The sequence below is a fragment of the Isoptericola sp. S6320L genome (assembly GCF_023015685.1).
Taxonomy (GTDB): domain Bacteria; phylum Actinomycetota; class Actinomycetes; order Actinomycetales; family Cellulomonadaceae; genus Isoptericola; species Isoptericola halotolerans_A.
In genome coordinates this window covers 37,936-64,912 of record NZ_JALKAT010000009.1, presented here as the reverse complement: position 1 = coordinate 64,912, position 26,977 = coordinate 37,936, and the positions used below count along the sequence as shown (strand labels likewise).

Below are 26,977 nucleotides of genomic sequence, written 5' to 3'. Positions count from 1 at the left end.
CCGTGGACCGGGCAGTCAGCCCGCGAGGGCGTCGCCCTCGAGGCGCGCACCCGGGATGGCCGCGAGCAGGTCGCGCGTGTACTGCTCGCGCGGCGTGTCGAAGACCTCGTCCGTCGAGGCCTGCTCGACGACCTTGCCGGACTGCATGACGACCACGTCGTCCGCGATCTGGCGCACCACCGCGAGGTCGTGGGTGATGAACAGGTAGCTCAGGCCCAGCTCGGTCTGCAGGTCGTCGAGCAGCTCGAGGATCTGGGCCTGGACGAGCACGTCGAGCGCCGACACGGCCTCGTCGAGCACGACCACCTCCGGCTTGAGTGCCAGCGCCCGGGCGATGGCGATCCGCTGGCGCTGACCGCCCGAGAGCTCGTTCGGGAACCGCCGCATGGCGGACTGCGGCAACGACACCATGTCGAGCAGCTCGCGCACCCGTGCCTCGCGCTCCTTCGGCGAGCCGACGCCGTGCAGCTTGAGCGGCTCCTCGATGGACCGGAAGATCGAGAACATCGGGTCGAGCGAGCCGTACGGGTTCTGGAACACCGGCTGCACCCGGCGACGGAAGGCGAACGCCTCCTTCGGGTTCAGCGCGGCCACGTCCACGCCGTCGAACTCGACGCTCCCGGAGGTCGGGTCGAGCAGGCCGAGGACCATGTTGGCCGCCGTGGACTTGCCGGAGCCGGACTCGCCCACGATCGCGAGCGTCCGTCCGCGCCCCAGGGTGAAGGAGACGTCGTCGACGGCCGTGAAGTCGGCCGACGAGCCCGGGCGCGGCCCCCGGATCTGGAAGACCTTCGTGAGGTTCTTGGCCTCGACCACGGTGGCAGGTCCCGCCGCGACGGGAGCCTCGCCCACGTGGTGGGCGTGCAGCTCCGCCGACGCCTCGCCGTGCACGTGCGCCGTCTGGATGCGGCGCGAGGCGAGCGACGGCGCAGAGGCGACGAGCCGTTGCGTGTAGGGGTGCTGCGGGTCGGCGAGGATCTCCCGGGCGGGGCCGGACTCGACCACCTTGCCCTTGAACATCACCAGCAGGTGCTCGGCGCGCTCGGCGGCCAGCCCCAGGTCGTGGGTGATGAACAGCAACGCCGTCCCGAGGTCGCGGGTCATGTCCTCGAGGTGGTCGAGGATCTGCCGCTGGACCGTCACGTCCAGGGCCGACGTCGGCTCGTCGGCGATGAGCAGCTGCGGCCGCGAGGCGAGCCCGATACCGATCAGCGCGCGCTGGCGCATGCCGCCGGAGAACTCGTGCGGGTACTGGCGGGCCCGGCGCGTGGCGTCGGGCAGGCCGGCCTCCGCGAGGACCTCGGCGACGCGCTCGCGCAGCGCCGCCTTCGACCCCTTGAAGCCGTTCGCCTTGAGGGCCTCCTCGACCTGGGTGCCGATGCGCCAAACCGGGTTGAGGTTGGACATCGGGTCCTGCGGGACGAGGCCGATCGCCCGCCCGCGCAGCGCCTCCTTCTCGGCCCGCGAGGCGGTGACCAGGTCACGCCCCTCGAACCGGATGGAGCCGCCGGTGACCTTGCCGGTCCCCGGGAGCAGGTCGATGATGGCCGCGGCCGTCGTCGACTTGCCGGAGCCGGACTCGCCGACGATCGCCACGCTCTGGCCGGGGTAGACGGTCAGGTCCGCCCCACGGACGGCCTGCACCTCGCCGACGCCGGTGGTGAAGGAGATCTCCAGGTCGCGGATCTCGAGCAGCGGCTTGCTGGGGTCGAAGGGCGCGGGACCGGCGGTGCCGTCGGCGCCCTCGTTCGTCACGGGGAACTGGGTGGTCATCGCTTGCGAGCCTTCGGGTCGAGGGCGTCGCGCACGACGTCGCCCATCATCATGAAGCCGAGCACCGTCAGGGCCAGGCCGCCGGCCGGGTAGAGGAGGATCTCCGGCGCGGTACGGATGGCACCCTGCGCGGCGGAGATGTCACCTCCCCAGGAGACCGTGGACGGCGGCAGACCGATACCGAGGAAGCTCAGCGTCGCCTCGGCGACGATGAACTGACCGAGCGCGACCGTCGCGTAGACGATGATCGGCGCCGCAGAGTTCGGCAGCACGTGCCGCCACAGGATCTGTCCGCGCCCCATGCCGAGCGACCGGGCCGCGGTGACGAACTCGTTGTTCTTCACGGACAGCACGGTGCCGCGGGTGATGCGGGCGATCTGCGTCCACCCGAACAGCGCGAGCACGAACGCCACGGTGAAGGACGTGCGGTTGGTCGTCACCGACATAATGACGATGGCCGCGAGCACCAGCGGGATGGCGAAGAAGATGTCGGTGATGCGGCTCAGGATCGTGTCGAACCACTTGCCGTAGTAACCGGCGATCGCGCCGATCGCGGTGCCGAGGACGACGACCATCGTGGTGGCGAGCACGCCGACGACGACGGAGGCCCGTGCGCCGTAGATGGTGCGCGTGTAGATGTCGCACCCCTGGCGGTCGAACCCGAACGGGTGGCCGGCCTGCGGCGGCTCGAGCGCCTGGGCCAGGTTGCAGACCCGCGGGTCCAGCGAGGTGAACAGGCCGGGGAAGGCGGCGACGAGGACCACCAGCACGATGATCACGGCCGAGACCCAGAACAGCCAGCGGCTGCGCATCTGGAGCCAGGCGTCCCGCCAGAGGCTGGTCGGGGCGTCGTCGGCCTTGACCGCGTCGACGGCGCCGAGCCCGCCCTCGTCGACGGGTGCGACGTAGCGTTCCTGCCCGGGGCGCGGGCTCGGCGTCACCGGACCGCCCGGGTTCTCGTAGCGGTTCTCAGGCATAACGGATCCTCGGGTCGAGGGCTGCGTACAGCAGGTCCACGAGGAGGTTCGCCCCGATGTAGACCAGCACCAGCACGGTGGTCAGCGACACGACGGTCACGCTCTCGCCACGGATGATCGCGTCGTAGAGCGTGCCGCCCACGCCGTTGATGTTGAAGATGCCCTCGGTGATGATCGCGCCGGACATCAGGGCGCCGATGTCGGCACCGAGGAACGTCACCACGGGGATGAGCGAGTTGCGCAGCACGTGGCGGCCGGTCACCTGGGACCGCCGCAGCCCGCGCGCGCGAGCGGTGCGCACGTAGTCGGCCGACAGGTTCTCCGCCACGGACGTGCGCGTGAGCCGCAGCACGTAGGCGAAGGAGACGGCGGCGAGCACCATCGCCGGCATCAGCAGACTGATGAAGTCGGGATCTCGTCCGGCGCTGACGGGCAGCCAGCCGAGGCGGACGCCCACGACGATCTGCATGACGAAGCCGACCACGAACGTCGGCACGGCGATGAAGAACAGGCTGACGACCAGCGCGCTGCCGTCGAAGATCCCGCCCTTGCGCATGCCGGCGAAGAGCCCGAAGCCGACGCCGAAGATCGCCTCGATCGCCAGTGCCATGAGCGCGAGCTGGATGGTCACCGGGAACGCGTTGGCGATCACCTCGGTGATCTCGCGGCCACGGAAGTCGACGCCGAAGTCCAGCGTCACCACGCCCCGCAGGAACAGCAGGTACTGGACGATGAAGGGCTTGTCGAGGTTGTACTCGGCGCGGATCTGCTCCTGCACCGCCTCGGGCAGACCACGCTCACCACCGAGCGCGGCCACCGGGTCACCAGGTCGCAGGAAGACCATGGCGTAGAGCAGGAGGGTGGCCCCCAGGAACACAGGGATCACCTGCAGGAGCCTGCGTCCGAGATACCAGAGCATGGAAAGTTCTCTCCTCGTGTACCTGGCGGTTCACCCCAGGCTACGGGTTCTGTCTCGTCGCGGCGTCGGAGCCGCGAGCGGCGGCGGGGACGCGGAGCGTCGGTGGACGCTCCGCGGCCTCTCGCATCGAGTGGTCGACGTCAGACCGTACCGGACGACGTCGACCACGCGGAACTGTCGCGACAGGACGCCGCCCCCGCGGAGCGGGGACGGCGTCCGGTCAGCGGGGTATCACTCCTTGGTGATCTGGTACAGGATCGGGTCGCTGTCCCAGCCGAACTGCACGTTCTCGACCGTGTCGGCGTAGCCACCGGTCGCGTTCTGGTACCACAGCGGGATGCCCGGGAGGTCCTGGAACAGGATCTCCTGCGCCTCCTTGTAGAGCTCCGTCGCCGTCTCCGTGTCCGGGGCCGAGCCGGCCTCGGCCAGCTTGGCGTCGAACTCCTCGCTGGAGTACTGGGCGTCGTTCGAGCCGGCACCCGTGCCGTAGATCGGCCCGAGGAAGTTGCTCATCGACGGCCAGTCGGCCTGCCAGCCACCGCGGAACAGGCCCTCGACCTCGCCCGAGTCGCGGGCGTTGAGGAACTCGTCGAAGGTGGTGTACGGCGCGAACTCGCAGCCGATCCCCAGGTCCTGGCGGATGGTGTTGCACACCGCGTCGACCCAGTCCTGGTGGTCGGAGTCGGCGTTGGAGGCGATCCTCAGCGTGTAGTCGTCACCGACCGGCTCCATGGACTCGGCCTCGTCCCACATCTCCTTGGCGCCCTCGGGGTCGTACTCGAGCACCTCCGAGCCGGGGATGTCCTCCGAGTAGCCGTCGATGACCGGCGAGGTGAAGTCGTGCGCCGGGGTGCGGGACCCGTTGTAGAGGGTCTCGGTGATGGTCTCGCGGTCGATCGCCATGGAGATGGCCGCGCGACGCATGACGCCCGCCTCACCCTGGAACTCCGGGAGCCACTCGGGCACGTTGACGACCTGGGTGAGGGCGGCGGGCTGGTTGACCGCGCGCTCGCCGAGCTGGTCCTCGAAGGTGGCGAAGGCCGACGACGGCACGTTCGGCAGCACGTCGAGGTTGCCGTCGAGCATGTCGTTGTACGCCGTGTCCTCCTCGGTGTACGCGACCATCTCGACGCCGCCGTTGGCGGGCTCGCGCGGGCCCTCGTAGCCCTCGCGCGGGATGAGCGTGATGAGGCTGTCGTGCTCCCAGCTCTCCAGCTCGTACGGGCCGGCACCGATCGGCTCCTCGCCGAAGCCGTCCGGGTTCTCGAAGAACGCCTCGGGCATCGGGAAGAACGCCGTGTAGCCGAGCCAGAGCGGGAAGTCCGCCGACGGCTCGCTGAGCTCCGCGGTGAACGTGGTCTCGTCGACCGCCTCGACCATGATGTCGGACGCCTCGTCGGCGGAGAAGCCGGCGAAGCCGTTGAAGAAGTACTGCTGGTTCTGGGCGTTGTCCAGGTTCGCGACGTACTTCCACGCGTCGACGAAGCTGTCGGCGGTGACCGGCGTGCCGTCGGAGAAGGTCCAGCCGTCCTGGATCGTGATCGTCCAGGTGATGTTGTCCTCGGACTCGATCGACTCGGCCATCTCGTTCTGAGCGGCGCCGTCGGCGTCGTAGTAGACGAGACCGGAGTAGATGTTCTTCACCACGAGACCGCCGTAGACCTCGTTGGTCATGCCGGGGGTCAGCGGGTTCTGGGGCTCACCGCTGTTGACGGAGACGACGCCGGTGCTGGCGCCGTCACCCTCAGCGGTCGAGTCGCCTTCGTCGGAGCCCGAGTCTCCGCACGCAGAGAGCAGCAGTGCCGAAGCCAGGGTGAAGGCGCCGATGCCTGCTAGACGTCGAGGTGTCACGTGTCCTCCTGAGTAGGTGTGCACGCTCCCGGCGTGGATGTCCGGGGGCGGTGGTGCCCTGGCGCGGATGGGCGCACACGGCACGATGCGCAAAGGAGCCTAACCCCTGGACCGTGTCCCGGATCACTCATCGACGACAGTTTGCCTCGATCGTGACCCGATTGGAACGCGGACGAAACCCGAGGACCTGCGCGAGCGCGTTCCTTCGTCCCGCGCGCGGCATTTGTCCGGTCTCCGGGTGCGGCGCACGTCACACCAGCTCGCCGTCGTGGAGGTCGACGACGCGGTCCGCGCGCGCCACGAGCTCCGGGTCGTGGGTCGTCACCACCGCCGCCACGCGCTCGGTGTGCACGAGCTCGCGCAACAGGTCCATCACCCGCCGCGCCGTGGCGGAGTCGAGCTGCCCGGTGGGCTCGTCGGCGAGCAGCACGCGCGGCGCGGCCACCAGCGCCCGCGCGATCCCGACCCGCTGCTGCTGCCCGCCCGAGAGCTCGTACGGCCGTTGGGCGGCGTGGTCCGCCAGCCCGACCCGGTCCAGCGCCTCGGCCACCCGGCGCGCCCGCTCGCGCGGCGCGGTGCGCCGCAGCCGCAGCGGCACCTCCACGTTCTCCGCCGCGGACAGCACCGGGAGCAGGCCGAACGCCTGGAAGACGTAGCCGACCTCCTCGCGCCGCACCGCGATCACCTCGTCCGGGCGCATCGTTGTCAGCTCCCGCGTCCCCAGCCACACCCGGCCCGACGACGGCGCGTCCAGCCCGCCGAGGACGTTCAGCAGGGTCGTCTTGCCCGACCCGGACGGTCCCCGGACGACCAGCAGCTCCCCCGGGTCCACCGTGAGGCTCACTCCGCGCAGCGCGTGCACCGCACCCGGCCCGGTGCCGAAGGTTCGGGTCACCTCCTGGGCCGCGAGCGCCGCCGTCGTGCTCGGTGCTGCCGTCATCGGTCCCCCTCCTCGGTCGTGTCCGGGCGGACCTGGACGTGGTCGGGCTCGAGGGCGAGCCGCACCCGGTCGCGCAGGTCCAGCGCCGCGACGAAGTCCGTCGGCAGCTGGAGGCGACCCACCCGGTCGAGCACCGCGAACTCCTCCGCGACGTGCCGCTCCACGCCCGCGGCGTCGGTCTCGGTGCGACGCAGCACCTCGGTCGCGGTGCGGCCGTCGCGGATCTGCACGGTGCGGGCCACGTGCTCCGAGACCGTCGGGTCGTGGGTGACGATCAGGGTGGTCACCCCGGTGGCCGCGTTGACCGAGCGCAAGGCCTCCAGCACCTCTGCGCTCGTGGCCTCGTCGAGCTCGCCGGTCGGCTCGTCGGCGAGCAGCACGCGGGGCCGGTTGGCGACCGCCACGGCGATCGCGACCCGCTGCTGCTGCCCGCCGGACATCGCCGCCGGGAGCCGGTCCGCGAGGTCTGCCACGCCCAGCAGGTCGAGCAGCTCGGTCACGCGGGCCTCCCGCCCGCCGCGGGGCGACCGGGCCAGCTCCAGCACGAGCCGGACGTTCTGCGCGGCCGTGAGGTAGGGCAGCAGGTTGCGCGACGTCTGCTGCCACACGAACCCGACGGCGTGACGCTGGTACCGCACCCGCTCGCGCCGGGACATGGCCAGCAGGTCCGTGCCCGCCACCACCGCCGATCCCCCGGTCGGCGTGTCGTGCCCGGACAGGATGCCCAGCAGCGTGGACTTCCCCGAGCCCGAGGCCCCCACCACGGCGACCAGCTCGCCCGCCTCGAGGCGCAGGTCCAGGCCTTGCAGCGCCTGCACCTCCACACCGTCGGTGGCGAAGATGCGTACCAGCCCGCTGCACAGGATCTCGCTCATCCGTCCGTCCCTCCCTGTCTCATCCGCCTGCTCAGTCCGTCCCGGCCCGCAGCTGGTCGACGTCGCGCCGGCGCCCGAGCCTCCCCGCGACGGCCGCCCCGATGGCGACGACCCCGACCAGGCCGAGGGCCAGCGCACCGAGCCAGAGCGGGTCCGCGACCAGCGGCGGTGCGGTGTCGCCGCCGGTGAGCGGCGTGAGGTCGACGACGGCGAGCACGAGCGCGGGCACGGCCCAGCCGAGCGCGCCCCCGGCCAGCAGACCGGCGGCGGTCCACGGCGCCGTCTCCCACGCCACGATCCCCCGCTCCGCCCCGGGGGGCAGCCCGAGGGTGCGCAGCACCGCGAGGAGGCGTCGCCGCGCCGGGGCCGCCAGCACGAGGGCGAGCACCACCGTCGCCGCGGCGAGCAGGGCTGACAGCACGACGGCGAGCACGAAGGCGGTCCGGAGCCCCGCCGCCGACGGCGACGAGAGCAACGCACGCTCCCCGGCGACCGGGTCGTCGACGACGGCGTTCGGCTCGACCGCCGCGACCTCCCGCTCGACGCGGGCCCGGTCGGCCGCCGTGGCGCCGTCGTCGAGCCCCAGCAGGGCGAGGCGGGAGGAGCCCGCGCCCACGTCGAGCCGTGCGGCGGCGGTCGTGGCGTCGACCAGCAGCGCCGCGGTCGCCGGCGGGAACCCGGGCAGCCGGTCGACGCGCTCGAGCACCGCCACCTCCTGCCCGCCCGGCCACCGCAGCGGTCCGTCGGCGAGGTCGCCGGCCGCGACGACGGGCAGCGTGCCGCCGTCGGGCGCCACGAGCGCGGCCGACCGCTCGGGGGCGCCCGGCACCTCGGCCTGCACGGCCGCGAGCGCCTCGGCGTCGGTCGCGTAGACCGTCACCGTGGTCGTCCCACCGGCGTCCTCGACCTGGACGCGGCCCAGGTCGACGACCGGCGCGACGGCCGCCACCCCGGCCACACCCGCGAGCGTCGACACCGTCTCGTCGTCCATCAGCGGACCCGCCACCCGGACGTCGGCGCCGACGGCGCCCCACGCCTCACGGGTGACGCCGTCGCGCACCGTGGCGGCCAGGACGGTCGAGGACGCCGCGACACCGACGGCGAGGACGAGTGCGAGAGCCGGCAGCAGCCCGCCCGCGGCGTCGCGCCGCACCCGGGCGGCCCCGAGGAACGGCACCAGGTCGGCGCGGCGGGCGAGCACCCGCTCGACCCCCCGCACGACGGGCGGCACCAGTCGCAGCACCACGAGGGCCGCCGTGACGCTCACCAGCAGCGGCGCCGCGACGACCAACGGGTCGACGGCGGGCCCGGTGCCGTCCGCGCCGGCCACCACGCCCCGGTCGAGCGCCAGCGCCGTGGTCAGCCCCGCCGCGAGCACGACCGCGGCTTCCACGAGCAGCCGGTGGCGCCGCCGTCGGACGGGCACCACGTCGAGGTCCGCGCGGCGCGCTCGCGTTCCCCGCGACGTCGCGACCGCCCCCAGCGCCGCCGCCGGGGCGAGACCGCAGCCGAGCGCCGCGACCAGCTGGGCGGGCGAGACCGGGCCCGGAACCACGACCAGCCCGAGCGCCGTGCCGGCCACGGCCGCGGGCAGCCCGACGACGAGCCCTTCGACGGCCACCACGCCCCGCGCCCAGACGCCCGAGGCGCCCCGCGCACGCACCAGCGCCAGCGCGCTCCGGCGGCGGTCCAGGACCAGCCCGGCCGCCAGCACCAGGACCGCCACCAGCGCACCGAGCGGGCCGACGGCGAGCACGGCGACGACGGCGTCCACCCCCTGGCGCTGGCCCAGCACGCGTTCCAGCACGTCGACCAGGCCCGAGGTCGGCTCCAGCGTGACGGCGTCGCCCTCCACCGGCGTCGAGGTCGTGGCGGTGAGGCCCCGGAGCTGGGCCAGGAGCGCCGGCGCGTCCGCCGACGTCACGGCGCTCGTGTCCACCGGGAACCAGATCCGGGTGGTCGGGCCGGTGACCCAGGCGCCCAGCGTGCCGGGGTCGGCGAACACGGCGGCCGTCGCGATCTTGCCGACGTTCGGGTCCAGGACCACCTCGGGGGTCACCGCGAGCGGGCCGTGCACCCAGTAGTCGGCCGACGCGTCGCGCGGCTCCCAGGTGCCGACGAGCTCGGCGGGCGGCAGCAACGGGTCGTCGGTCGGGTGCACCGACCCGAGGGTCCAGCCGAGCTCCGCGGCGCTCGCCGTGGACATCGCCACCTCGAGGGGCACGGGCTCGGCGTCCACCACGCCGTCGGGGCCCGGCAGCATCGCGTCCCGGTCCGCCACCACGGGCGTCGGCTCCGGCCACCTGCCCTCGACCAGCTCCACCTGGTCGCGCGCCGTGGCGCCCGCGCGCAGGACGATCCGGGGCGCGGCGACGTCGTTGCCCTCGACCGGGCGGACGTCGACCCGCTCGCCGGAGACGAGCAGGTCCGGCTCCCCCAGCACACGGGCCAGCGGCCCGGGCTGGGCGGCGGCCAGCGCGCGCAGACCGTCGCGGTAGCCGTCCAGGTCCGGCTGGGGAGGATCGACCGAGCCCGCACCCGTCGCGCCCAGGACCGGGCCGTCGTCGGCCACGTAGCCCGCGCCGTATCCCGGGACCCCCGGGCTCGTGGCGATGACGTCCCGGGCGATCGCCGAGGCCTGCGCCGTGGCGTGCGCGAGCTGCTCCACGTGCAGGGCCGCGACCGCGCGCGGCACGGCCGACGTCACCGTGGCGGCGAGCATCGCGATGACGGCCAGCGCGACGGTCGGCCCCGCGGCCGTGCGCAGGTGGCGGCGGACCAGCAGCAGCAGGCTCATCGCACCTCCGGGCGGTAGGTCGTGTCGCGCGCCTGCGCCGCGACCCGCCCCGCGGCGACGGCGACCACGGCGGCCGTCCCGGCGACGGCGGCCCCGACCAGCACGGCGGTCAGGCCCGGGTCGACGACCAGGACGGTCGGCGTGGCCCCGACGGCGACGGTAGCGAGCGTCGCCCCGGCCAGACCGGGCACGGTCGCCGCCGCGACGGACCAGCCGGCCAGGACGCCGGCACCGAGCGCCGTCCCGCCGACCATCGCCGTCTCCAGCGCCCGCCCGGCCGCCTGGGACCGCGGCCCGACGCCGGCGGCGCGCAGCACGACGACCTCGTCGCGGCGCCCCGACAGCCCGGCGACCGCCACCACGGCCAGCCCGACGACGGCGAGCGCCGCCGCCCCCGCCGCCGCGAGGGTGAAGGCGAGACGCACCGGCGCGGCCGCGTCCGTCCCCCCACCACCGGAGGTGACGACCTCCACGTCCTGCGGCGCCGGAGCGTGCTCCACGGCCGCGGGCCGGGCGGCGGCGGCGAGCCGCTCGACCGCCGCCGCGTCGTCGGGCTCCGCCGCGGCCAGCCAGACCTCGGCGGGCCGCGGGAGCTGCGCCGCGGTGCGCAGGAGCGTCGCGTCGAGGGCGGCGAGGTCCACCAGAGCGGCCTCAGGGACCGGCTGGCCCGGTACCGCCGGCGTCACACCCGCTACCTGGAGCGGCACGGTCGAGCCGGCCGTGGTGATCTCGAGCGTGTCGCCGACCTGGAGATCCCACCGCTCCGCGGCGGCCTCGCTGACCACCGCCGGGACCGCCGGCGGGGCAGCCGGCACAGGAGCGGTGGCGCCCGAGCCGGTCGGGCCCTCCGCCACGAGGCGCAGCCGCGACGTCTGCGTCGAGTCCAGCACCGCGTCCAGCCCGAGCGTGCCGTCCGCCGCCCGCGCGAGCCCGGCCGACCCGACGGCCGTGGGTGCCCAACGGGAGGCCGACACGTCGAGGGGCACCTCGATCGACCCCGTGCCGTCTGACACCGTGCCGTCCGGCACCATCGCCGCGACCGACACCTCGAGCGTCGCCCGGCGCGGCCCCGGGACCCCCTGGAAGGCGAGGTCCAGGGCCACGAGCCGCGCGCCGGCCGGCACGCCCGCCGGAAGGTTCGCCGTCAGACCGGCGGTGCTCGACCCCTCGGCCAGCTCGGCCGACCCCGCCTCGACGACGCGGAGGGTCCCGTCGGCGGCGGAGAGCCAGGCCGACACCTCGACCTCGACCGGCTCCGTACCCGTCGCCGTGCCCGTCGCCGTCTCCGGTCGCTCGTCGACGTCGCTGCTCACCGCGGCGTCCAGGGCCACGCGCAGCGCCGTCGCCTCGCCCGGCAGCACCGGTGCGGCCGCGAACGGTGATACCCCACGCAGCGGCGCGGCGAGCACGGCCGCATCGGGGGTGCGCACCACGGCCGCCACCTGGTCCGCCGGCAGCGCGGTGAGGCCCACGGCCTCGCCCCGGACGGTCGCGTCGACGACGAGTGCCGGCGCTGCGGCGGCGACCCCGTCGAGCGCCGCCAGCTCGTCGGCACGGGGTGGCGGTCGTTCGGCGCTCAGCCGGCCGGGCGCCGGCACCGTGACCCGCGCGTCGGTGCCCACCTGCTGCGTGATCGCCTCGGCGCGCGCCCGCTCCGACGTCCCGGCGTAGGCGCCCGCCAGCACCGCCGAGCCCGACGCGAGCACCAGCAGCACGACGCCCACGACGACGACGCGCAGCCGCCGTGCCACCTGCCGGGCCGCGAGCACCGCCGTCGTGCCCCGACCCCTCGCAGCCAGCGCCGCCCCCAGCCGCGCCGCCGGGCCCAGCAGGGCGAGGACGACCACGCCGAGCGCCGCCAGCAGCAGCGCCGGGGCCGCGGCGGCGAGCGGGTCGGTCCGGACGCCGTCGGGCACGACGACGAGCGGCGACCCGAGGGACCGCAGGCGCAGCAGACCGGCCGCACCGAGTCCCACCGCCGCGACGACGGTGCCGAGCGCGGCGACCTGCCGCAGGCGTCCCGACCGGTCGGCGGCCTCCCGCCCGGCGACGGCGCGGGCCTGCGCCGCGACGACGGTCGTCAGGACGGCGACGGCGCTCGCCGCCGTCAGGGCGCCCGTCCACCCGACGCTCGCCGTCGGGGACGCCCCGCGGGCGACGAGGACCGCCACCGCGAGCGCGGTACCGGCGCCCGCGGCGAGCACGGCGACGACGCCGGCCTCGACGAGACCCGCCGCGGTCAGCTGCCGAGTGGCCGCTCCCCGCGCCACGAGGATCTCGACCTCGGACTGCCGGGTCGCGGCGAGGAGGCGGGCCACCTGCGTCAGCGCCACCAGCGCGGTGAGAGCGAGCAGCGCCACCGGCACCGCGGCGACCGCACCCGCGTCCCGCTGGGCGGCGTGCACCACGGCGGCACGCTCGCCGAGGTCTCCCTCGACGACGACGCCGCGCACCGCCACGCCGTCGGCCTCCCGCAGGACGCTCCGCAGCCCGTCACCGCCGGCGGTGAGCCCGGCCAGGTCTCCCGGCGCGAGCGACCCCAGGTCCGGGGTGATCACCCAGGTGACGAACGGGGTGTCCGTCCCGTCGGCGGTCTCGGACCGCACGACGTCGAGCGGCGCGTCGCCGAAGAGCTCGGCGACCAGGTCCCGGACGCGCGCGTCCTGCGTGGCGGCGTCCGGAGCGACGCGCGTGGTCACCGTCAGGCTCGCCGGCTCGGGCGCTGCGAGGGCCGCGCGTGCGGCGTCCGTCGTGGACGCGGCCACGGCGCCCAGCATCACCCCGCTCGTCGCCGCGACCACGGCGACGAGCAGGGCGACGAGGCTCAGCAGGCCACGGTGGGCACCTGCCCGCCGTACCGCGGACCGGAGCACCTGTCAGCCGCCGTGGAACGCCCCGCCCAGCGGGTTTCCACCCTCGGCGCCGGGTGTCTTCCGCCGCGCGGGCCGGTCGTCCCGGGACGTCGGGTCGACGCGCAGCTCGACGACCTCGTCGCCGAGCTCGGCCAGGAGCCGGTGCCGGTCCTCGCGCCGCTGCTGCTGCTCGAGCGGGTCGGGCACGGGTGCCGCCGCGAGCAGCCGCTTCGTGTAGTCCTCGCGAGGGTGGCGCAGCACCGCGTCGCGGTCGCCCTGCTCCACGATCCGGCCGTCCTGCAGCACGACCACCTTGTGGGCCAGGAGGTCGATGACCGCCAGGTCGTGACTGACGAACAGGCAGGCGAACCCGAACTGCTGCTGCAACGACGTGAACAGCTCCAGCACCGAGGCCTGGACGGAGACGTCGAGCGCCGACGTCGGCTCGTCCGCCACCAGGAGATCCGGCTCCAGGGTGAGCGCCCGAGCGATGGAGACGCGCTGGCGCTGACCGCCGGAGAGCTCGTGCGGGTAGCGGTTGTAGCACGCCCGCGGCAGCTCGACGGCGTCGAGCAGGTCCATCACCCGCTGCTGGCGGGAGGCGGCGTCCCCCACCTGGTGCACCACGAGCGGCTCGGCGATCGCCTCGCCCACCGGGAAGCGCGGGTTGATCGAGGCGGCCGGGTCCTGGAAGACCACACCGATGCGACGGCGCAGGTCCTTGAGCTGCTTCTTGCTGAGCGCGCCGAAGTCCTCGCCGAGGATGCGCACGCTGCCCGAGCGGGCCGGGATGAGGCCCAGCGCGCACTTGCCGATCGTGGACTTGCCCGAGCCGGACTCCCCCACCAGTCCCACGATCTCCCCCTGGCCGACGGTGAAGGAGACGTCGTCGACGGCGCGGAACGCCGGCTTGCCGAGCCGGTGGTACTCGATGACCAGGTTCTCGAGGGCGAGCGCCGGCGCCGGACGGCGCTGCTCCTCGCCACCGGCCACCGCGACGTCGGCCTGCCCGGTCCCCTCGCCCAGGTGGGGCACCGCGCCGAGCAGCCGCTTCGTGTACTCGTGCTGCGGGTCCGTCAGGACCTGCTCGGCGGTCCCCGTCTCCACGAGGTCCCCCTTCAGCATGACTGCGACGCGGTCCGCCATGTCCGCCACCACACCCATGTTGTGGGTGATGAGCAGGATGCCGGTGTCGAGCTTGTCCTTCAGGGACCGCAGCAGGTCGAGGATGTCGGCCTGCACCGTGACGTCGAGCGCCGTGGTGGGCTCGTCGGCGACGATCACCTTGGGGTCGCAGGAGATCGCCATCGCGATGACGACGCGCTGGCGCTGCCCGCCCGAGAGCTCGTGGGGGTACTGCTTGAGCCGGCGCTCCGCCTCGGGGATGCCGACCATGTCGAGGAGCTCGGCCGCCCGGGCCGTCGCCTGCCTGCCGTAGGCGATGCCGTGCAGCTGGAGCGCCTCGGTGAGCTGGTCGCCGATGGTCAGCACCGGGTTGAGCGCCGTCATCGGCTCCTGGAAGACCATGGCGATGTCGTTGCCGCGCATCTTGCGCAGCCCCGCCTGGTCGAGGTCTCCCACGATCTTGTCGCCGACCCGCACGGTGCCGGAGACCCGGGCGTTGGACGGGAGCAGGCCGAGCGCCGTCGTGGAGGTCACCGACTTGCCGGAGCCGGACTCGCCCACCAGGGCGACCACCTCACCGGGGTGGACCTCGAGGGAGACGCCCTTGACGGCGCGCACGTCGCCGAACTCGGTGCCGAAGGTGACCTCGAGGTCGGTGAACGACAGGACGGCGTCGCCGGTCGAGGTGGCGTCGGACGAGGAGGTGATGTCGAGGGTGGTCATCAGGCCTTGGTCCTGTTCTGGCGGGGGTCGAACGCGTCGCGCAGACCGTCACCGATGAAGTTCACGCTCAGGGCGATGGCGAGGATCATCAGACCCGGCCACCAGAAGAGCCACGGACGCGTGGTGAACGCCGTCTGGTACTGGGAGATGAGCAGGCCCAGCGACGTGTCGGGCGGCTGCACACCGAAGCCGAGGAAGCTCAGCGAGGTCTCGAGCAGGATCGCCGCCGAGATCGCCAGGGTGGCCGAGACGATGATCGTCCCGACGGCGTTGGGCAGCACGTGCTTGAAGATGATGCGCTGCGCCCCGGTGCCCACCGCGGTCGCCGCCACGACGAAGTCCCGCTCGCGCAGGGACAGCACCTCGCCGCGCACGAGCCGGGCGAGCCCGGTCCACGTCACGATCCCGAGCATGAGGGTGAGCCCCCAGATGCCCCACGGGCTCGCGATCTTGCCGAGCACCGCCGCGAGGACGAGCAGGGGGATGACGATGAGCAGGTCGGTCAGGCGCATCAGCGCCGCCTCGACCCAGCCGCGGTAGTAGCCCGCGAAGGCACCCACCACGGTGCCGATCACCGTCGAGATCAGTCCGACGCCCAGGGCGATGATGATCGACTTCTGGGTGCCGAGCATCACGAGGGCGAAGTAGTCCTTGCCGATCGTGTCCTGCCCGAACGGGTGCTCCCAGGTGGGCGCGCCCGTGCCGATCTTCTCGTACTGGGAGACCGGGTCCTTGTCCCACCAGCCCGGGATCGGACCGATCCCGAGGGAGGTGAAGGCCACGATGATGACGACGGCCAGGACGACCATCGCGACGATCGCGCCCCGGTGACGGAAGAAGCGTCGCCGGACGAGCTGGCCCTGGCTGTACGACTTCTCCTCGGTGGTGACGGTCTCGGCGTCAGTCATGGCTCGCTCCGATGAGGTGGTGCAGACGGGTTCCGGTCATGGCGCTCACCGCCGGATCCGTGGGTCGAGGAAGGCGTAGGCGATGTCCGCCAGCATGTTCATCACGATGGCGGCGATCCCCGTGACGAGGAAGAACGCCATGACGGGTGCCGGGTCGACGGCGTTGAGGGCGTCGATGAACAAGGCACCCATGCCCTTCCAGCCGAAGACCCGTTCGGTGATCACCGCACCGCCGATGAGGTTCGCGAAGTCGAACGCGACGATCGTGGTGATGGGGATGAGCGCGTTGCGGAAGGCGTGCTTGGTGATGACCGCCCGCTCGCTCAGGCCCTTCGAGCGGGCGGTACGGACGTAGTCCTGGTTCATCGTCTCGAGCATCGAGGACCGCGTGTAGCGGGAGTACGAGGCGACCGAGATCAGCGTGAGCAGCACGGTCGGCAGGACGAGCTGCATCCCCGTGTCCAGCACCGACTCCCAGAAGTCACCCGTGAAGTTGGGCGTCTGCGAGCCGATCGTCGAGATCGGCCGCGGCTTGAGCTCCAGGAAGCTCGACCAGTTCGCGACGAGGATGTCGAAGACGACGACCAGCGAGGTCAGGATGCCGGTGATCGCCGACACGAGCATCGCCTGCTTGCGCGCGTAGCCGCCCCAGGCCGCACCGACGCCGAGCGAGACCGCCACGGCGAGCACGAAGAGGCCGATGAGCACCCACCACGACGACGGCGCCAGCAGCAGGTTCGCGAACAGCAGGTAGCTGACGGTCCCGACGACGGCGGTGGTGACGGCCCCGTACAGCACCCTGCGGTTGCCCAGCCCGGCCACGATCGCCGTGGTGAGCACCGCCGCCCCGAGAGAGGTGAGCAGCACCATCGCGAGCCCGAAGGTCGGGTTGCGGTACCACTCGAGGACGTTGAGCACGTAGAGCACGACGGCGACGAACGCGAACGTGGCGCCCGCGGTGTACAGCTTGCGTCGCCAGCTGCCCCCGAGCACGGCCGCGACGACGACTCCGACGATCAGGGCGATGAGGAGCACCATCGGTGGCTCCATGTCGCCGCTGGCGATCCAGTCGTTGAACCGGATCGCGCCGTACTCCTTCAGCAGCACCGCCGCCCAGAAGACCGGCAGCGAGAAGAAGAGGAAGGCGAGGAACGTCACGGTGTAGTCGAAGCCCGAGTACTGCCGGATCGCGGTCAGGATGCCGAGCGCGACACCGATCACGATGGCGAGCAGCGTGGCGAGCGTGACGAGGCGCAGGGTCGACCCGGCGGCGAGGCTCGTCAGCTCCAGCACGTCGGACCCGTTGATGTTGGTGCCCAGGTCGCACGACCCGGTGAAGCATCCACCGACACCCTGGAGCCAGTCCCAGTAGCGCTGGTACCAGGGCTGGTCGAGGTTCATGAGGTCGATGCGCGCCTGCATGAGCTGCGCGGCGTTGTCCGCGTTCGACTCGCGAAGGTCTTTCAGCGGGTCGCCCGAGATCGTCACGAGCCAGTAGATGAGGACCGACGCCAGCCAGAGGATGAAGACCGAGATGCCGAGCCGTCGGAGGATGAACTTGAGCACGGTGTGCCCCTTCGGGGGCGGCAGGGAGTCTGCCGCCGGTCAGATCGGTGGGACGGAGAGGTCACGCGGCACAGGACCTTGTGCCGTCGCCCGGGACACGGAGCCCTGGCAACAACACCGTGGGGCAGGGAGTCGTGCTCCCTGCCCCACGGCTGGTGCATCAGGTCGTCAGGAAGCGCGAGCCCACTGCTCGCTGTTCCACACGATGCCCGACTGCGCGGCGGTGTCGCGCACGTTCTCCAGGTCGGAGCTGTACGCGCCGACCCCCGGGTGAGCGAACAGCGGGATGCCGAACAGGGTGTCCCACAGCTGCTTCTCGATCACCTTGGTCTGCTCCAGGTGCACCGACTCGTCCGCGGTCGAGGCCAGGGTGTCCCAGGCCTCGTCGACGACCTCGTCGGAGTAGCCGCCGTAGTTCTGCGGCTGGTCCGTCGCGTAGATGTTCTGGCCCGAGGCCTTCTGGCCCGAGCCGGCCCACGCGAACAGCGCGACCTCGTAGTCACCGTTGGGCAGGTCCTTGTCGAAGAACTCCGGCGAGCCGGTGTCGACGATGTTGAAGCCCACCTGGTCGCAGGACGCCTTGATCGAGGCGATCTCGTCGGCGCGGCGCGGGTTGGGCGCCGAGTAGCCGATGCGGACCTCGGTGCCCTCCTCGAGGCCGGCGGCCTCGAACTTCTCCGCGGCCATCTCCAGGTCGACCTCGTCGTAGCGGCCGTCGTAGGAGGCCGAGACGACGTCCTCGTAGCTGTCCTGGAACGGGAACACCTCACGGGCGTTCATCACCACGGCGGTGTCGTCGATCGGCTTGATCAGGTCGTCGACGATCTTCTGGCGGGGCACGCAGTAGGCGAACGCCTCACGCGCCTCGAGGCTGTCGGAGAAGACGCCGTTGTTGAAGTTGAAGTCGAGGTGCTCCCACGTCAGCGTCTGACCGGTCGTGACGGTGACGGCCTCGCCGAGCTGCTCGAGCTGGGCCACCGTGTCGACCGTGGCCTGCGGCTCGATGACGTCGAGGTCGCCGTTCTGCAGCGCCTGGACGTGCGTGTCCGCCGCGGCGAAGCGGAACGTGAGCTCCTTGGTCGCCGCCGGGGTGCCCCAGTAGCTCTCGTTCGCCGTCAGGGTGATGGACTGACCGGGGACCCAGCCGTCCTCCTTGAAGGTGTAGGGGCCCGACGACGGCACGAGGGCCAGGTCCGGCAGCTCGCCCGGGTCGGAGAGCCAGCCCGTGTTCCAGAACTCGGCAGCCTGCTCGAGGATCTCCATGTCGAGGTCCTGGATCGCGGTGACGAGCTCCTCGGTGGTGATGCCGATCTCCTCGGCGACCACGTGGGCCGGCAGCGGCGCGCTGACGAGGATCTCCCAGTCGGCGTAGATGCGCTCGTAGTCGTACTGGAACATCTTGGCGTCCGCGGAGTCGGCCTGCGGGCCCTCGGGCACGTAGTCACCGAGCGTCATGCCGGAGACGTGGTTGAACAGCGGCGTCTCGCTCGCGTCCTCGGTGACGGCGCCGTCGGCGGTGATCGCCTGCGTGGCCCAGTCGAGCAGGAAGTCCGCGTACGTGATCGGGGTGCCGTCGGACCAGACCGCGTCGTCCGCGAGGGTGTACTGCACCTGCAGCGGGTCCTCGGAGATGGCCTCGTAGGTGCCGAAGGTCTCGTCGTGGCAGATGGTGCCGTCGACGCCGAAGTACCAGAACGCGCCCTGCATGCGCTCGGTGACGGCACTGTTGTACGTCGAGTACGTCTCGGGCGTGAGGGTGTTGTAGCCGAGGAACTCGTCCTCGCCCACGGAGTACTTGACCTCGCCCTCGGCCGTCTCCGTGGTGCCGGTGTCGACCTTGCACGGGTCGCTGATCTGCTCCGCGTCCATCGACTCTTCCGCCATCGACTCTTCCGACTGCGGTTCGTCATCGGCTGCCGGGCTGGAGCACGCCGAGAGCAGCAGGGCGCCCGCGGCGACGGCCGCGACGGCTGCGCTTGCTCGCCTGATCTTCACTGGGTTCCTCCTCAAGGGGAAGGACCCCCCGCCGTGCTCGGCCGGCACGCTCGTGGCTGTGTCCGGTCTCACCCTCGGAGGGTCCGTGGTGTTCGCCACACCGTACCCAGCCCCGGGTGACCGGATTCACCTTCCCGACACTTTGCGACTTGATCGTTACCGATCTGAGACTGCCGAGAAGCATGGCGCACGATTTCGCCGGTTGCATCGGAACACAAGCGAAACAAGGAGGTTCTGTTCCATCACGTCGCTGTCATATAACGATGTTATGGAAGGGAATGGAAAGGCGAATCCCCGCAAAAAGACTCGGCACTCAGGCTCGGTGGCCACGCTTCTCGTTGCCGCGGCGGTAGTTGCCGGTGGCACGTGCGAGCAGCTCCTGGTCCTGCTCCTCGTCCTGACCGAGGAGCGCGACCAGCCGGGCGGCCTTCGCGCCGGCGACCACGACGACCAGCCGACCGCCCCTGCTGACGAGCACGCGGCCGTCCTTCGTGACGCGGTGGTCGAACGGGTCGTCCTGGAGGCTCATCCGAGATCCGCCCCCGGACGCCGCCAGCAGTACGGCGTCGTCGTGGACACCTTCACCATGCCCGAGCGCTCGAGGATCGGCCGGGAGAACTCGGTCGAGTCGCTGTGCATCATGTGCGTGCCCGCCGCGAGCGCCGACCGGGCGCGGGCAGCGGTCAGCGCCCGGTAGATGCCGCGTCCACGCCACGTGGGGCGCGTGCACCCGCCCCAGACCCCGGCGAACTCGGTGCCGGCGACCGGCTCGAGCCGCCCGGCGCTCACGATCTCACCGTCGGCCTCCGCGACCCACAGCTCCATGCCGGGGTCCACGGCCTGCCGGCGGAGGATCGCCTCGGCATGCCCGGCCGACGGCGGGGCGCCGAAGACCTCGTCCGCCATCGCCTGCATGGCGCGGACGTCGGCCTCGGTGGTGAGCCTGCGCAGCGTCACGCCGTCGGGCAGCGGGACGTCGACGGCGAGCGCCTCGGTGAGCCCGATCATGATCGACTCGGTCCCGTCCTGGAGGAACCCGGCGTCGACCAGGGCGTCGTGCAGGCCGGGGGCATGGTCGTGGCCACGCGTCTTCCACTCGACGCGGTCGATCGCGTCGTCGGCGCGGAAGTGGTCGAGCGCCCCCGCGACGAGCTCGCGGACGTCCGCCGCATCGGCGCCGCCGAGGTCCCGGTAGGTCACGAACCCCTGCCCGCCGGCGAACGTCACGAGCCACAGCGGTCCGCGGCGGCTCACCCGCAGGGCGGACGGCGTCTCGGCGTCGGTGCGGAGCTGCTCGTCGTACGCGGCGAGGAGCCGTGCGGTGTCGGTCATCTGCGTGACGCTGTCATCGCGGCCTCGCGAGCGCAACGGATTTCCCGCTCGGACATCACTGCTGGCCGGCGGCCCGCAGGACCTCGTCCGGCCACCACGACGCCGCCGCGTGCCCGAGCAGCAGCTTCGGGTAGTAGGCCCAGGCGAACCACGGGGCCCGGACGGACGGGCCGAGAGCGCCGTCGAGCAGCAGACCGCCGATGGTGAGGGCGACGCCCAGGGGACGACGCCGGTCCGGGTAGCGCCGGATCGCCGCCGTCGACCCCAGGAGGAAGACGTAGTGGGCTAGGCGCCGCCGCTGAGGTCGACGGCGAGCAGGCACGCCGCCACGGTGCCGGCACGGGCCGCACCGCGTCGCCGGGCCACCACCGGCGCCACCACCGCGCCGACCGCCGTCGTCAGTGCGGTCAGGGCGTGGTTGACCGGCGTCGCCTCCGGCCCGACGAACTCGGCCCACGCGCGACGTACCGCATCGCGTCCGCTGCTCACGCCGCCACGGTGGCACGCCGGGCGACGAGCGGCAACGTGGACAGCGAGCTCCACGCGTGCCCGATCGGCCGACGAGACGAACTGGTGGGACCTCATTCCCCGGATCGGACGTACCGCGCGCAGACCTCGACGATCGCGGACGCTGCGTCGATCGCCTCCGCGACGTCCTGCCTCGTCGCCGTCGGGTGCTCGTCGTCCGGATACTCCGTCGCGTTGCGCACCTGGCGCATCCAGTCGAACTCTTCCAGCGCCTGGTCTCCGACGAGTGCAGCGACCGCGATCCCCGTGTTGCGGTGCGCTCCACCGACAGGGCGGACCCGCATCCCTTCGACGGCGAGGACGGCCGCGAGGGCTTTGCGCGCGGCGTCGTACGCGGCGGTGAAGGCCATCGCGTGATCGTCCGTGCCGGCGAGCATCTCGGCCGTGCGGACATGCCGCTCGGCGGTGCCGATCACGCTGAGCGCATGGTCGCGATTGACGGCCACGCGCTCCAGCCGGCGATTCGCGAGCATCTGGTCGATGACCTCAGGCATGGACGTCACCCGACATCACATCGACGACCGGACGCGAGCGGATCGTCGCGACGAATGGCGAGGGCGCGTCGACACGCCAGTCATCAGGTGCGAGTCGAGAGATGTTCACGGCGGCGTCCAGCCGGTCCCCGGCTTCGGACGCGAGTGCCGCGAGCGTCTTGCGAGGGGCGTCGCCGACGACGAGCACGTCGATGTCACGAGGGAACGGACCGCACTCCCCTGCCCGGCGCGCAGCCCAGGAACCGTAGATCATGACCCGCTCGACGCCGTCCAGGCCCGCGAAGAGCTCCCGGAGCACCGGGACCGGTCCGTAGGTCGCGGCGATCAGGTCTCGCATCAGCGTGAACAACGGGTGCTCCGGATTCGCGCGGACGAGCCGGTTGCGTCCCAGGTGTCGGTCGCGAAGCACCTCGCCGTCGACCAGCCGCCCGACCTCGCGATGCACGACCGGACCGCTGACTCCGGTTCTCCGCCCGAGCTCGGCCAGCGTGAACTCCCGGTCGGGGTGCCCGAGCGTCTCGGCCAGGATCGCCCCGACCGCGTCCGAACGCACGAACGGCGTCAGCCGCGACGCGGAAGGCTTCACAAACAGGAAGATATCTTCCGTTTATAGGAATCGTCAAGGTGGCGGCTCACACGTTGAAGCGGAACTCCACCACGTCACCGTCGGCCATCACGTAGTCCTTGCCCTCGATGCGCGCCTTGCCGGCCGCCTTGGCGGCCTGGACCGACCCGTGCTCGACGAGGTCGTCGAAGGAGACGATCTCCGCCTTGATGAAGCCCCGCTCGAAGTCGGTGTGGATGACGCCGGCGGCCTGCGGGGCGGTCCAGCCCTTGCGGATCGTCCAGGCCCGGGCCTCCTTGGGCCCCGCGGTGAGGTACGTCTGCAGCCCCAGGGTGTCGAAGCCCACGTGGGCGAGCTGGTCGAGCCCGGCCTCCGCCTGCCCCGACTCGGCGAGCATCTCGGCGGCTTCGTCGGGCTCCAGCTCGACGAGCTCGGACTCGAACTTCGCGTCGAGGAAGATGGCGTGGGCGGGAGCGACGAGCTCGCGCATGCGGTCCTGCATCGCGGTGTCGGCGAGCCCGGCGTCGTCGGTGTTGAAGACGTAGATGAACGGCTTGGCCGTCATGAGCTGCAGCGAGGCGATCTCGGCGAGGTCGAGACCGGCGGCCTTCGCCCCCTGGAACAGGGTGGTGCCCGCCTCCAGGATCTCCTGGGCCTGCTTCGCCGCGGCGAAGAGGACCGGGTCCCCCTTCTTGATCTTGACCTCCTTCTCCATCCTCGGCAGCGCCTTCTCCAGGGTCTGGAGGTCGGCGAGGATGAGCTCGGTCGAGATCGTCTCGATGTCCCCGGCCGCGTCCTGCGAGCCCTCGACGCGCACCACGTCACCGTCGTCGAACGCGCGTGTCACCTGGCAGATCGCGTCGGCCTCACGGATGTTGGCGAGGAACTTGTTGCCGAGACCCTCACCCTCGAACGCCCCCTTGACGATGCCCGCGATGTCGACGAACGACACCGTCGCGGGCAGGATTCGCTCGGAACCGAAGATCTCGGCCAGCCGGCCGAGCCTCTCGTCCGGCAGGGGCACCACGCCCACGTTCGGCTCGATCGTCGCGAACGGGTAGTTCGCCGCGAGCACGGTGTTGCGGGTCAGGGCGTTGAAGAGGGTGGACTTGCCGACGTTGGGCAGGCCGACGATGCCGATAGTGAGTGCCACGTCGGCCCAGTCTACGCATCGGGGCCGGAGCAGCCGTTCAGCCGCGGACCGTCATCCTTCGACCGTGATGTCGCGGTGCCAGGACTCGGTGACGTAGGCCGTGCGCCAGCCGAGCTTGCTGTAGAGCGCCTCGGCGCCCGTGGGGCTGTCCGCGTCGACCTCCAGGCCCACCCGGCGGCGGCCGCGGGCGGCCGCGTCGGCGATCACGGCGTACAGCAGGCCGGTCGCGACGCCCCGCCCCCGCGCCTCGGCGAGCGCACCGATGTAGTCGATGTAGGTGCCCATGCTGCCGGACACGTCCGGCCCGGACTCCGACCCCACCAGTGCTCCGACGGGCACCGGCTCGCCGCCGGGGACGGACGGGACGTCCGCGAAGGCCAGCCACCAGTGGTCCCAGCGGTGCCCCGGGTCCTCCCGCAGGCGCTGCACGAACTCGGTGAAGTACTCCTGGTAGGAGTTGAAGTGATCGGTGAACGCGGTCTCGAGGACCTGGTAGACGGCGTTGAGGTCCTCGGCGACCGGCATGCCGTTGTCGTGCTGGGCGACCCGGCGCACGACGACGCCCTCGTGGGGGACGGGGAACGCCCCCGGCTCGCCCTCGTGGGGCTCCACCGGCCGCGTCATCTGCCACCAGGTGCGCACGTGGTCGAACCCGGCCGCCGACAACCACCCGCGCAGGACGTCGTCGCCGGCGAACGCCCCGGCGTCGAGCTGCGTGCTCCCCGTGCCGCGGAGCTGCGCGAACTCTCCGCCGACCTCGGCCAGCCACGCGTAGCACCAGGCGGCCACCTGCTCCTGGAGGCCGGTCGCCAGCGTGCGGTCGACCTCGATCCCGATGACCGCGCGGCCCGCCGCACGGTCGTGGGCGTGCGCCCACGCGCGGATCACGCCGTCGGCGTCCCGCAGGACGACGTGGCGCCGCGTCCACGACGCCTGACCGGCGACCTCGTTCTCGACCGCCCGGACGTCGGCGTCCGCCGAGCCCGTGTACGGAGCGGCCTGCCGCGCACGGAGCTCACCCAGCCGGGGGGCGTCCGCGAGGTCGGGAGCCACCGCCGTCCAGTCGTCGGGAAGAGTCGCTGCCGGTCGGTCGCTCGCAGAATTCACGCGGACCAGTCTGTCAGGTCCGCGCGACACGCCCGGATGCGTGGGCACCGGAGCACCCGTCAGCGGAAGGCCGTCACCTGCGCCAGCAGGTCCGGCAGGCGTCGCTCGTAGACACGTGCGCCCCAGCGGACGCCGACGACGAGCGCACCGGCCGCCGTGGCCAGCCCGACGGCCACCGCGGCCCAGCCGAACCCGGCCGGCGCCCCCAGGATCGCGGCGAGAGCGAGGGCGAGCGTCGGCAGCACCAGCGCGAGCACCACCAGGAAGGCGACCGACTGTGCCACCAGCGTCGCGACCGTCGCGCCCTGCGGCGTCTTGAACGCGCTCTCGCCCGGTTTCGGCACGGGGTACACGAGCCGCGCCGAGACGGCGCTCGACGTCCCCAGGGAGGCGCCCAGCACGCCCAGCGACAGGCCCAGCAGCGCCGGCAGCGCGTCCCACCTGCCGGCGGCACCCGTCGCCGCCACGGCCATCGCGACGACCAGGGGCGCGCCGACGACGACGACCGGCAGCACCCTCCCCCACCGGTCCGCCCGCCCCGGCAGGCCCGTGGCGACGTGCAGCGCGAACGCCGTGTGGTCGTACCCCACGTCGTTCGAGATCCCGAAGCCCAGGATGAACGCCGTCAACGGTGCGACGACGAGCAGCAACCCGGTCCCCGCGCCGGTCGACAGCCCGACCACCGCCAGCGCGACGGGCAGCAGCGGCACCACCGCGAGCGAGACCGCGTACCGCGGATCGCGAACCCAGTAGGTGGCGCACCGGGCCGCGACGGCGCCCGTGGGGGTCGCCGGGAGCCGGGCGAACCAGCCCAGGCCGCGGACCTTCGGGCCGCTGCTGCTGTGCGGAGGGCTCACCAGAGCGCGGGCGAGCGCGCGGTCCCAGACCCACCACGCGGCGCCGAGGGTGACCACGACGACGGCGATGCGGGCCAGCAGGAGCCACCACGCGCCGTCGTGCACGGCGCCCGCGAACGCCCAGGGCGCCCCGAACGGAGTCCACGCGACCACGTCCGCCACCTGGGTCAGCGCCTCGAGCAGCGCGGGACCGGGGCCCGATGCGGTGACCGTGACGCCCTCGGGGCCGATGGACTTCTCGGCACCCGAGGACAGCCAGGCGACGGCCGGACCGATCAGCAGGAGCGGCACGATCGCCACCACCATGAGGATCTCGCGGTAGCGGCGCGAGTCGAGCAGCGGGGCGAGCGCCGTCGTCGTCGCGCGCGAACCCACCACGCACAGCGCGAGGGCGGCGACGGCGCCGAGCAGGGCCGCCAGGAGCGCGAGCGGGTCGCTCGCCCAGGCGAAGGAGCTGCCGAGGGCGGCGAGCAGCGTCGCCGCGGCCGGCACCGACACGACGCCCGCGACCGCGAGCCCGGCGAGCAGGCGGCGGCGCGGGATCGCGAACGTGACGAACCGCATCGGGTCCAGCGTGGCGTCCATGCCGAACGCGAACAGCGGCACCACCCACCACGCGAGCACGACGACGGCCCCCACCACCGTCAGCACCTGCCCGGTGAGCACCGGGTCGGTCCGGCCGCCGGCGATCGACGCCGCCACGAAGAAGCCGACGACCGTCAGCCCGTAGAGCGCGGCGAAGCAGAGCCCGATCGTCTGCCACACGCTGCGCCGCAGCGTGTTGGCCAGGAGCCTCAGCCGGAGTCGGACGAGGTGCGCAACCACGCCAAGCCCTCCGTCCCTCGGCGGCCGCCGACGAGCTCGACGAACCGGTCCTCCAGCGTCTGCTCGCCGCGCACGGCGTCGACCGTGCCGGCGTCGAGCACGTGCCCGCCGGCGATGATCGCGACGTGCGAGCACATCCGCTGCACCAGGTCCATCACGTGGCTGGACACCACGACCGTGCCGCCCCCGTCGACGTAGGAGCGCAGGATGTCGCGGATGTTGGCGGCGCTGACCGGGTCGACGGCCTCGAACGGCTCGTCCAGCACGAGCACGCGAGGGGCGTGGATCATCGCGCTCGCCAGGGCGACCTTCTTGGTCATGCCGGCCGAGTAGTCGACCACGAACGTGTCCCGGTCGGCCGTGAGGTCCATCGCCACCAGCAGCTCCTCGGTGCGCTCGGCGACCGTCGACCGGTCGAGCCCGCGCAGCAGCCCGGCGTAGGTGAGCAGCTGGGCGCCGGTGAGCCGGTCGAACAGCCGCACGCCGTCGGGCAGGATCCCGAGCCGCGCCTTGGCCTCGTCGGGGTGCGCCCACAGGTCGGTCCCGAGCACGTGGGCCGTGCCGAAGTCGGGGCGCAGCAGCCCGGTCGCCATGGACAGGGTGGTCGTCTTGCCGGCGCCGTTCGGGCCGACCAGCCCGAAGAACGAGCCGGCGGGCACGTCGAGGTCGATGCCGGCGACGGCGATCTTGTCCCCGAACTTCTTCCACAGGCCACGCAGGCCCAGCGCCGCGGGCGGTGCAGGAGCTCCCGGGGTGGCGGGACCGGGGTCGGCACCCCGGCGAGCGACCTGGTCGGCACCCTGGTCAGCCACCTG

At 72.7% G+C, this 26,977-nt stretch carries 22 protein-coding genes; all 22 read right to left on the bottom strand.

Translation table 11 applies throughout. The features are described from left to right. Nucleotides 1–15 precede the first annotated feature (15 nt). The 22 genes from MWU57_RS07440 to MWU57_RS07335 all read right to left on the bottom strand — a co-directional run bounded on the left by MWU57_RS07440 (nucleotide 16) and on the right by MWU57_RS07335 (nucleotide 26,974). A complete protein-coding gene (locus tag MWU57_RS07440; RefSeq protein WP_106286518.1) occupies nucleotides 16–1,773 on the bottom strand; it encodes an ABC transporter ATP-binding protein in 1,758 nt (585 codons plus the stop codon). Next, entirely contained in the window at nucleotides 1,770–2,750 is a 981-nt protein-coding gene (locus MWU57_RS07435; RefSeq protein WP_106266819.1) for an ABC transporter permease, read from the bottom strand. Before MWU57_RS07435 ends, MWU57_RS07440 begins: the two co-directional genes overlap by 4 nt. Continuing rightward, nucleotides 2,743–3,669, bottom strand: a complete 927-nt coding sequence (locus MWU57_RS07430) for an ABC transporter permease (RefSeq protein ID WP_246908441.1) — start codon at nucleotides 3,667–3,669, stop codon at nucleotides 2,743–2,745. The genes MWU57_RS07435 and MWU57_RS07430 overlap by 8 nt, the downstream gene beginning before the upstream one ends. Before the next feature lie 231 nt (nucleotides 3,670–3,900). After that, the gene (locus MWU57_RS07425; protein ID WP_246908440.1) at nucleotides 3,901–5,520 is read right to left on the bottom strand and encodes an ABC transporter substrate-binding protein; all 1,620 of its coding nucleotides are present in this window, start codon (nucleotides 5,518–5,520) and stop codon (nucleotides 3,901–3,903) included. 250 nt (nucleotides 5,521–5,770) lie between these two features. Further along, on the bottom strand, nucleotides 5,771–6,460 hold the full coding sequence (locus MWU57_RS07420) for an ABC transporter ATP-binding protein (protein WP_246908438.1): 690 nt from the start codon (nucleotides 6,458–6,460) through the stop codon (nucleotides 5,771–5,773). Beyond that, nucleotides 6,457–7,335, bottom strand: a complete 879-nt coding sequence (locus tag MWU57_RS07415) for an ABC transporter ATP-binding protein (protein WP_246908436.1) — start codon at nucleotides 7,333–7,335, stop codon at nucleotides 6,457–6,459. Before MWU57_RS07415 ends, MWU57_RS07420 begins: the two co-directional genes overlap by 4 nt. Before the next feature lie 31 nt (nucleotides 7,336–7,366). Then, on the bottom strand, nucleotides 7,367–10,132 hold the full coding sequence (locus tag MWU57_RS07410; RefSeq protein WP_246908434.1) for an FtsX-like permease family protein: 2,766 nt from the start codon (nucleotides 10,130–10,132) through the stop codon (nucleotides 7,367–7,369). After that, nucleotides 10,129–13,005 (bottom strand): hypothetical protein, encoded by a 2,877-nt coding sequence (locus MWU57_RS07405; RefSeq protein WP_246908432.1) that lies wholly within the window; start codon nucleotides 13,003–13,005, stop codon nucleotides 10,129–10,131. The genes MWU57_RS07410 and MWU57_RS07405 overlap by 4 nt, the downstream gene beginning before the upstream one ends. Before the next feature lie 3 nt (nucleotides 13,006–13,008). After that, nucleotides 13,009–14,832: an ABC transporter ATP-binding protein gene (locus MWU57_RS07400; protein WP_246908431.1), complete on the bottom strand. Its 1,824-nt coding sequence runs from the start codon at nucleotides 14,830–14,832 to the stop codon at nucleotides 13,009–13,011. Continuing rightward, complete coding sequence (locus MWU57_RS07395) at nucleotides 14,832–15,740, bottom strand: ABC transporter permease (RefSeq protein ID WP_246908429.1); 909 nt, start codon at nucleotides 15,738–15,740, stop codon at nucleotides 14,832–14,834. The genes MWU57_RS07400 and MWU57_RS07395 overlap by 1 nt, the downstream gene beginning before the upstream one ends. A gap of 45 nt (nucleotides 15,741–15,785) precedes the next feature. Then, entirely contained in the window at nucleotides 15,786–17,306 is a 1,521-nt protein-coding gene (locus MWU57_RS07390; protein WP_246908426.1) for an ABC transporter permease, read from the bottom strand. 168 nt (nucleotides 17,307–17,474) lie between these two features. Continuing rightward, entirely contained in the window at nucleotides 17,475–19,301 is a 1,827-nt protein-coding gene (locus MWU57_RS07385) for an ABC transporter substrate-binding protein (RefSeq protein ID WP_246908423.1), read from the bottom strand. Nucleotides 19,302–19,614: 313 nt separating this feature from the next. Further along, nucleotides 19,615–19,830: a hypothetical protein gene (locus tag MWU57_RS07380; RefSeq protein WP_106266840.1), complete on the bottom strand. Its 216-nt coding sequence runs from the start codon at nucleotides 19,828–19,830 to the stop codon at nucleotides 19,615–19,617. Then, on the bottom strand, nucleotides 19,827–20,633 hold the full coding sequence (locus tag MWU57_RS07375; protein WP_246908420.1) for a GNAT family N-acetyltransferase: 807 nt from the start codon (nucleotides 20,631–20,633) through the stop codon (nucleotides 19,827–19,829). The genes MWU57_RS07380 and MWU57_RS07375 overlap by 4 nt, the downstream gene beginning before the upstream one ends. Before the next feature lie 55 nt (nucleotides 20,634–20,688). Beyond that, entirely contained in the window at nucleotides 20,689–20,955 is a 267-nt protein-coding gene (locus MWU57_RS07370) for a hypothetical protein (protein ID WP_246908417.1), read from the bottom strand. After that, complete coding sequence (locus MWU57_RS07365; protein WP_246908414.1) at nucleotides 20,919–21,122, bottom strand: hypothetical protein; 204 nt, start codon at nucleotides 21,120–21,122, stop codon at nucleotides 20,919–20,921. The genes MWU57_RS07370 and MWU57_RS07365 overlap by 37 nt, the downstream gene beginning before the upstream one ends. A gap of 92 nt (nucleotides 21,123–21,214) precedes the next feature. Beyond that, nucleotides 21,215–21,655, bottom strand: a complete 441-nt coding sequence (locus MWU57_RS07360; RefSeq protein ID WP_125206506.1) for a HEPN domain-containing protein — start codon at nucleotides 21,653–21,655, stop codon at nucleotides 21,215–21,217. After that, on the bottom strand, nucleotides 21,648–22,241 hold the full coding sequence (locus MWU57_RS07355; RefSeq protein ID WP_246908411.1) for a hypothetical protein: 594 nt from the start codon (nucleotides 22,239–22,241) through the stop codon (nucleotides 21,648–21,650). The genes MWU57_RS07360 and MWU57_RS07355 overlap by 8 nt, the downstream gene beginning before the upstream one ends. 46 nt (nucleotides 22,242–22,287) lie before the next feature. Beyond that, the gene (ychF, locus tag MWU57_RS07350) at nucleotides 22,288–23,373 is read right to left on the bottom strand and encodes a redox-regulated ATPase YchF (protein WP_246908409.1); all 1,086 of its coding nucleotides are present in this window, start codon (nucleotides 23,371–23,373) and stop codon (nucleotides 22,288–22,290) included. Nucleotides 23,374–23,424: 51 nt separating this feature from the next. Beyond that, nucleotides 23,425–24,480, bottom strand: a complete 1,056-nt coding sequence (locus MWU57_RS18375) for a GNAT family N-acetyltransferase (RefSeq protein ID WP_246908407.1) — start codon at nucleotides 24,478–24,480, stop codon at nucleotides 23,425–23,427. Between the two features lie 59 nt (nucleotides 24,481–24,539). Beyond that, the gene (locus tag MWU57_RS07340) at nucleotides 24,540–26,162 is read right to left on the bottom strand and encodes a hypothetical protein (RefSeq protein WP_246908405.1); all 1,623 of its coding nucleotides are present in this window, start codon (nucleotides 26,160–26,162) and stop codon (nucleotides 24,540–24,542) included. After that, nucleotides 26,132–26,974 carry an ABC transporter ATP-binding protein gene (locus MWU57_RS07335; RefSeq protein ID WP_374108535.1) on the bottom strand — a complete coding sequence of 281 codons (843 nt, stop codon included), beginning with the start codon at nucleotides 26,972–26,974 and terminating at the stop codon, nucleotides 26,132–26,134. The genes MWU57_RS07340 and MWU57_RS07335 overlap by 31 nt, the downstream gene beginning before the upstream one ends. Nucleotides 26,975–26,977 lie beyond the last annotated feature (3 nt).

Excerpts from the sequence above, each read along its gene's own strand:
- MWU57_RS07440 (WP_106286518.1), bottom strand. The coding sequence starts at position 1,773 with ATGACCACCCAGTTCCCCGTGACGAACGAGGGCGCCGACGGCACCGCC.
- MWU57_RS07435 (WP_106266819.1), bottom strand. The coding sequence starts at position 2,750 with ATGCCTGAGAACCGCTACGAGAACCCGGGCGGTCCGGTGACGCCGAGC.
- MWU57_RS07430 (WP_246908441.1), bottom strand. The coding sequence starts at position 3,669 with ATGCTCTGGTATCTCGGACGCAGGCTCCTGCAGGTGATCCCTGTGTTC.
- MWU57_RS07420 (WP_246908438.1), bottom strand. The coding sequence starts at position 6,460 with ATGACGGCAGCACCGAGCACGACGGCGGCGCTCGCGGCCCAGGAGGTG.
- MWU57_RS07415 (WP_246908436.1), bottom strand. The coding sequence starts at position 7,335 with ATGAGCGAGATCCTGTGCAGCGGGCTGGTACGCATCTTCGCCACCGAC.
- MWU57_RS07410 (WP_246908434.1), bottom strand. The coding sequence starts at position 10,132 with ATGAGCCTGCTGCTGCTGGTCCGCCGCCACCTGCGCACGGCCGCGGGG.
- MWU57_RS07400 (WP_246908431.1), bottom strand. The coding sequence starts at position 14,832 with ATGACCACCCTCGACATCACCTCCTCGTCCGACGCCACCTCGACCGGC.
- MWU57_RS07395 (WP_246908429.1), bottom strand. The coding sequence starts at position 15,740 with ATGACTGACGCCGAGACCGTCACCACCGAGGAGAAGTCGTACAGCCAG.
- MWU57_RS07380 (WP_106266840.1), bottom strand. The coding sequence starts at position 19,830 with ATGAGCCTCCAGGACGACCCGTTCGACCACCGCGTCACGAAGGACGGC.
- MWU57_RS07375 (WP_246908420.1), bottom strand. The coding sequence starts at position 20,633 with ATGACCGACACCGCACGGCTCCTCGCCGCGTACGACGAGCAGCTCCGC.
- MWU57_RS07360 (WP_125206506.1), bottom strand. The coding sequence starts at position 21,655 with ATGCCTGAGGTCATCGACCAGATGCTCGCGAATCGCCGGCTGGAGCGC.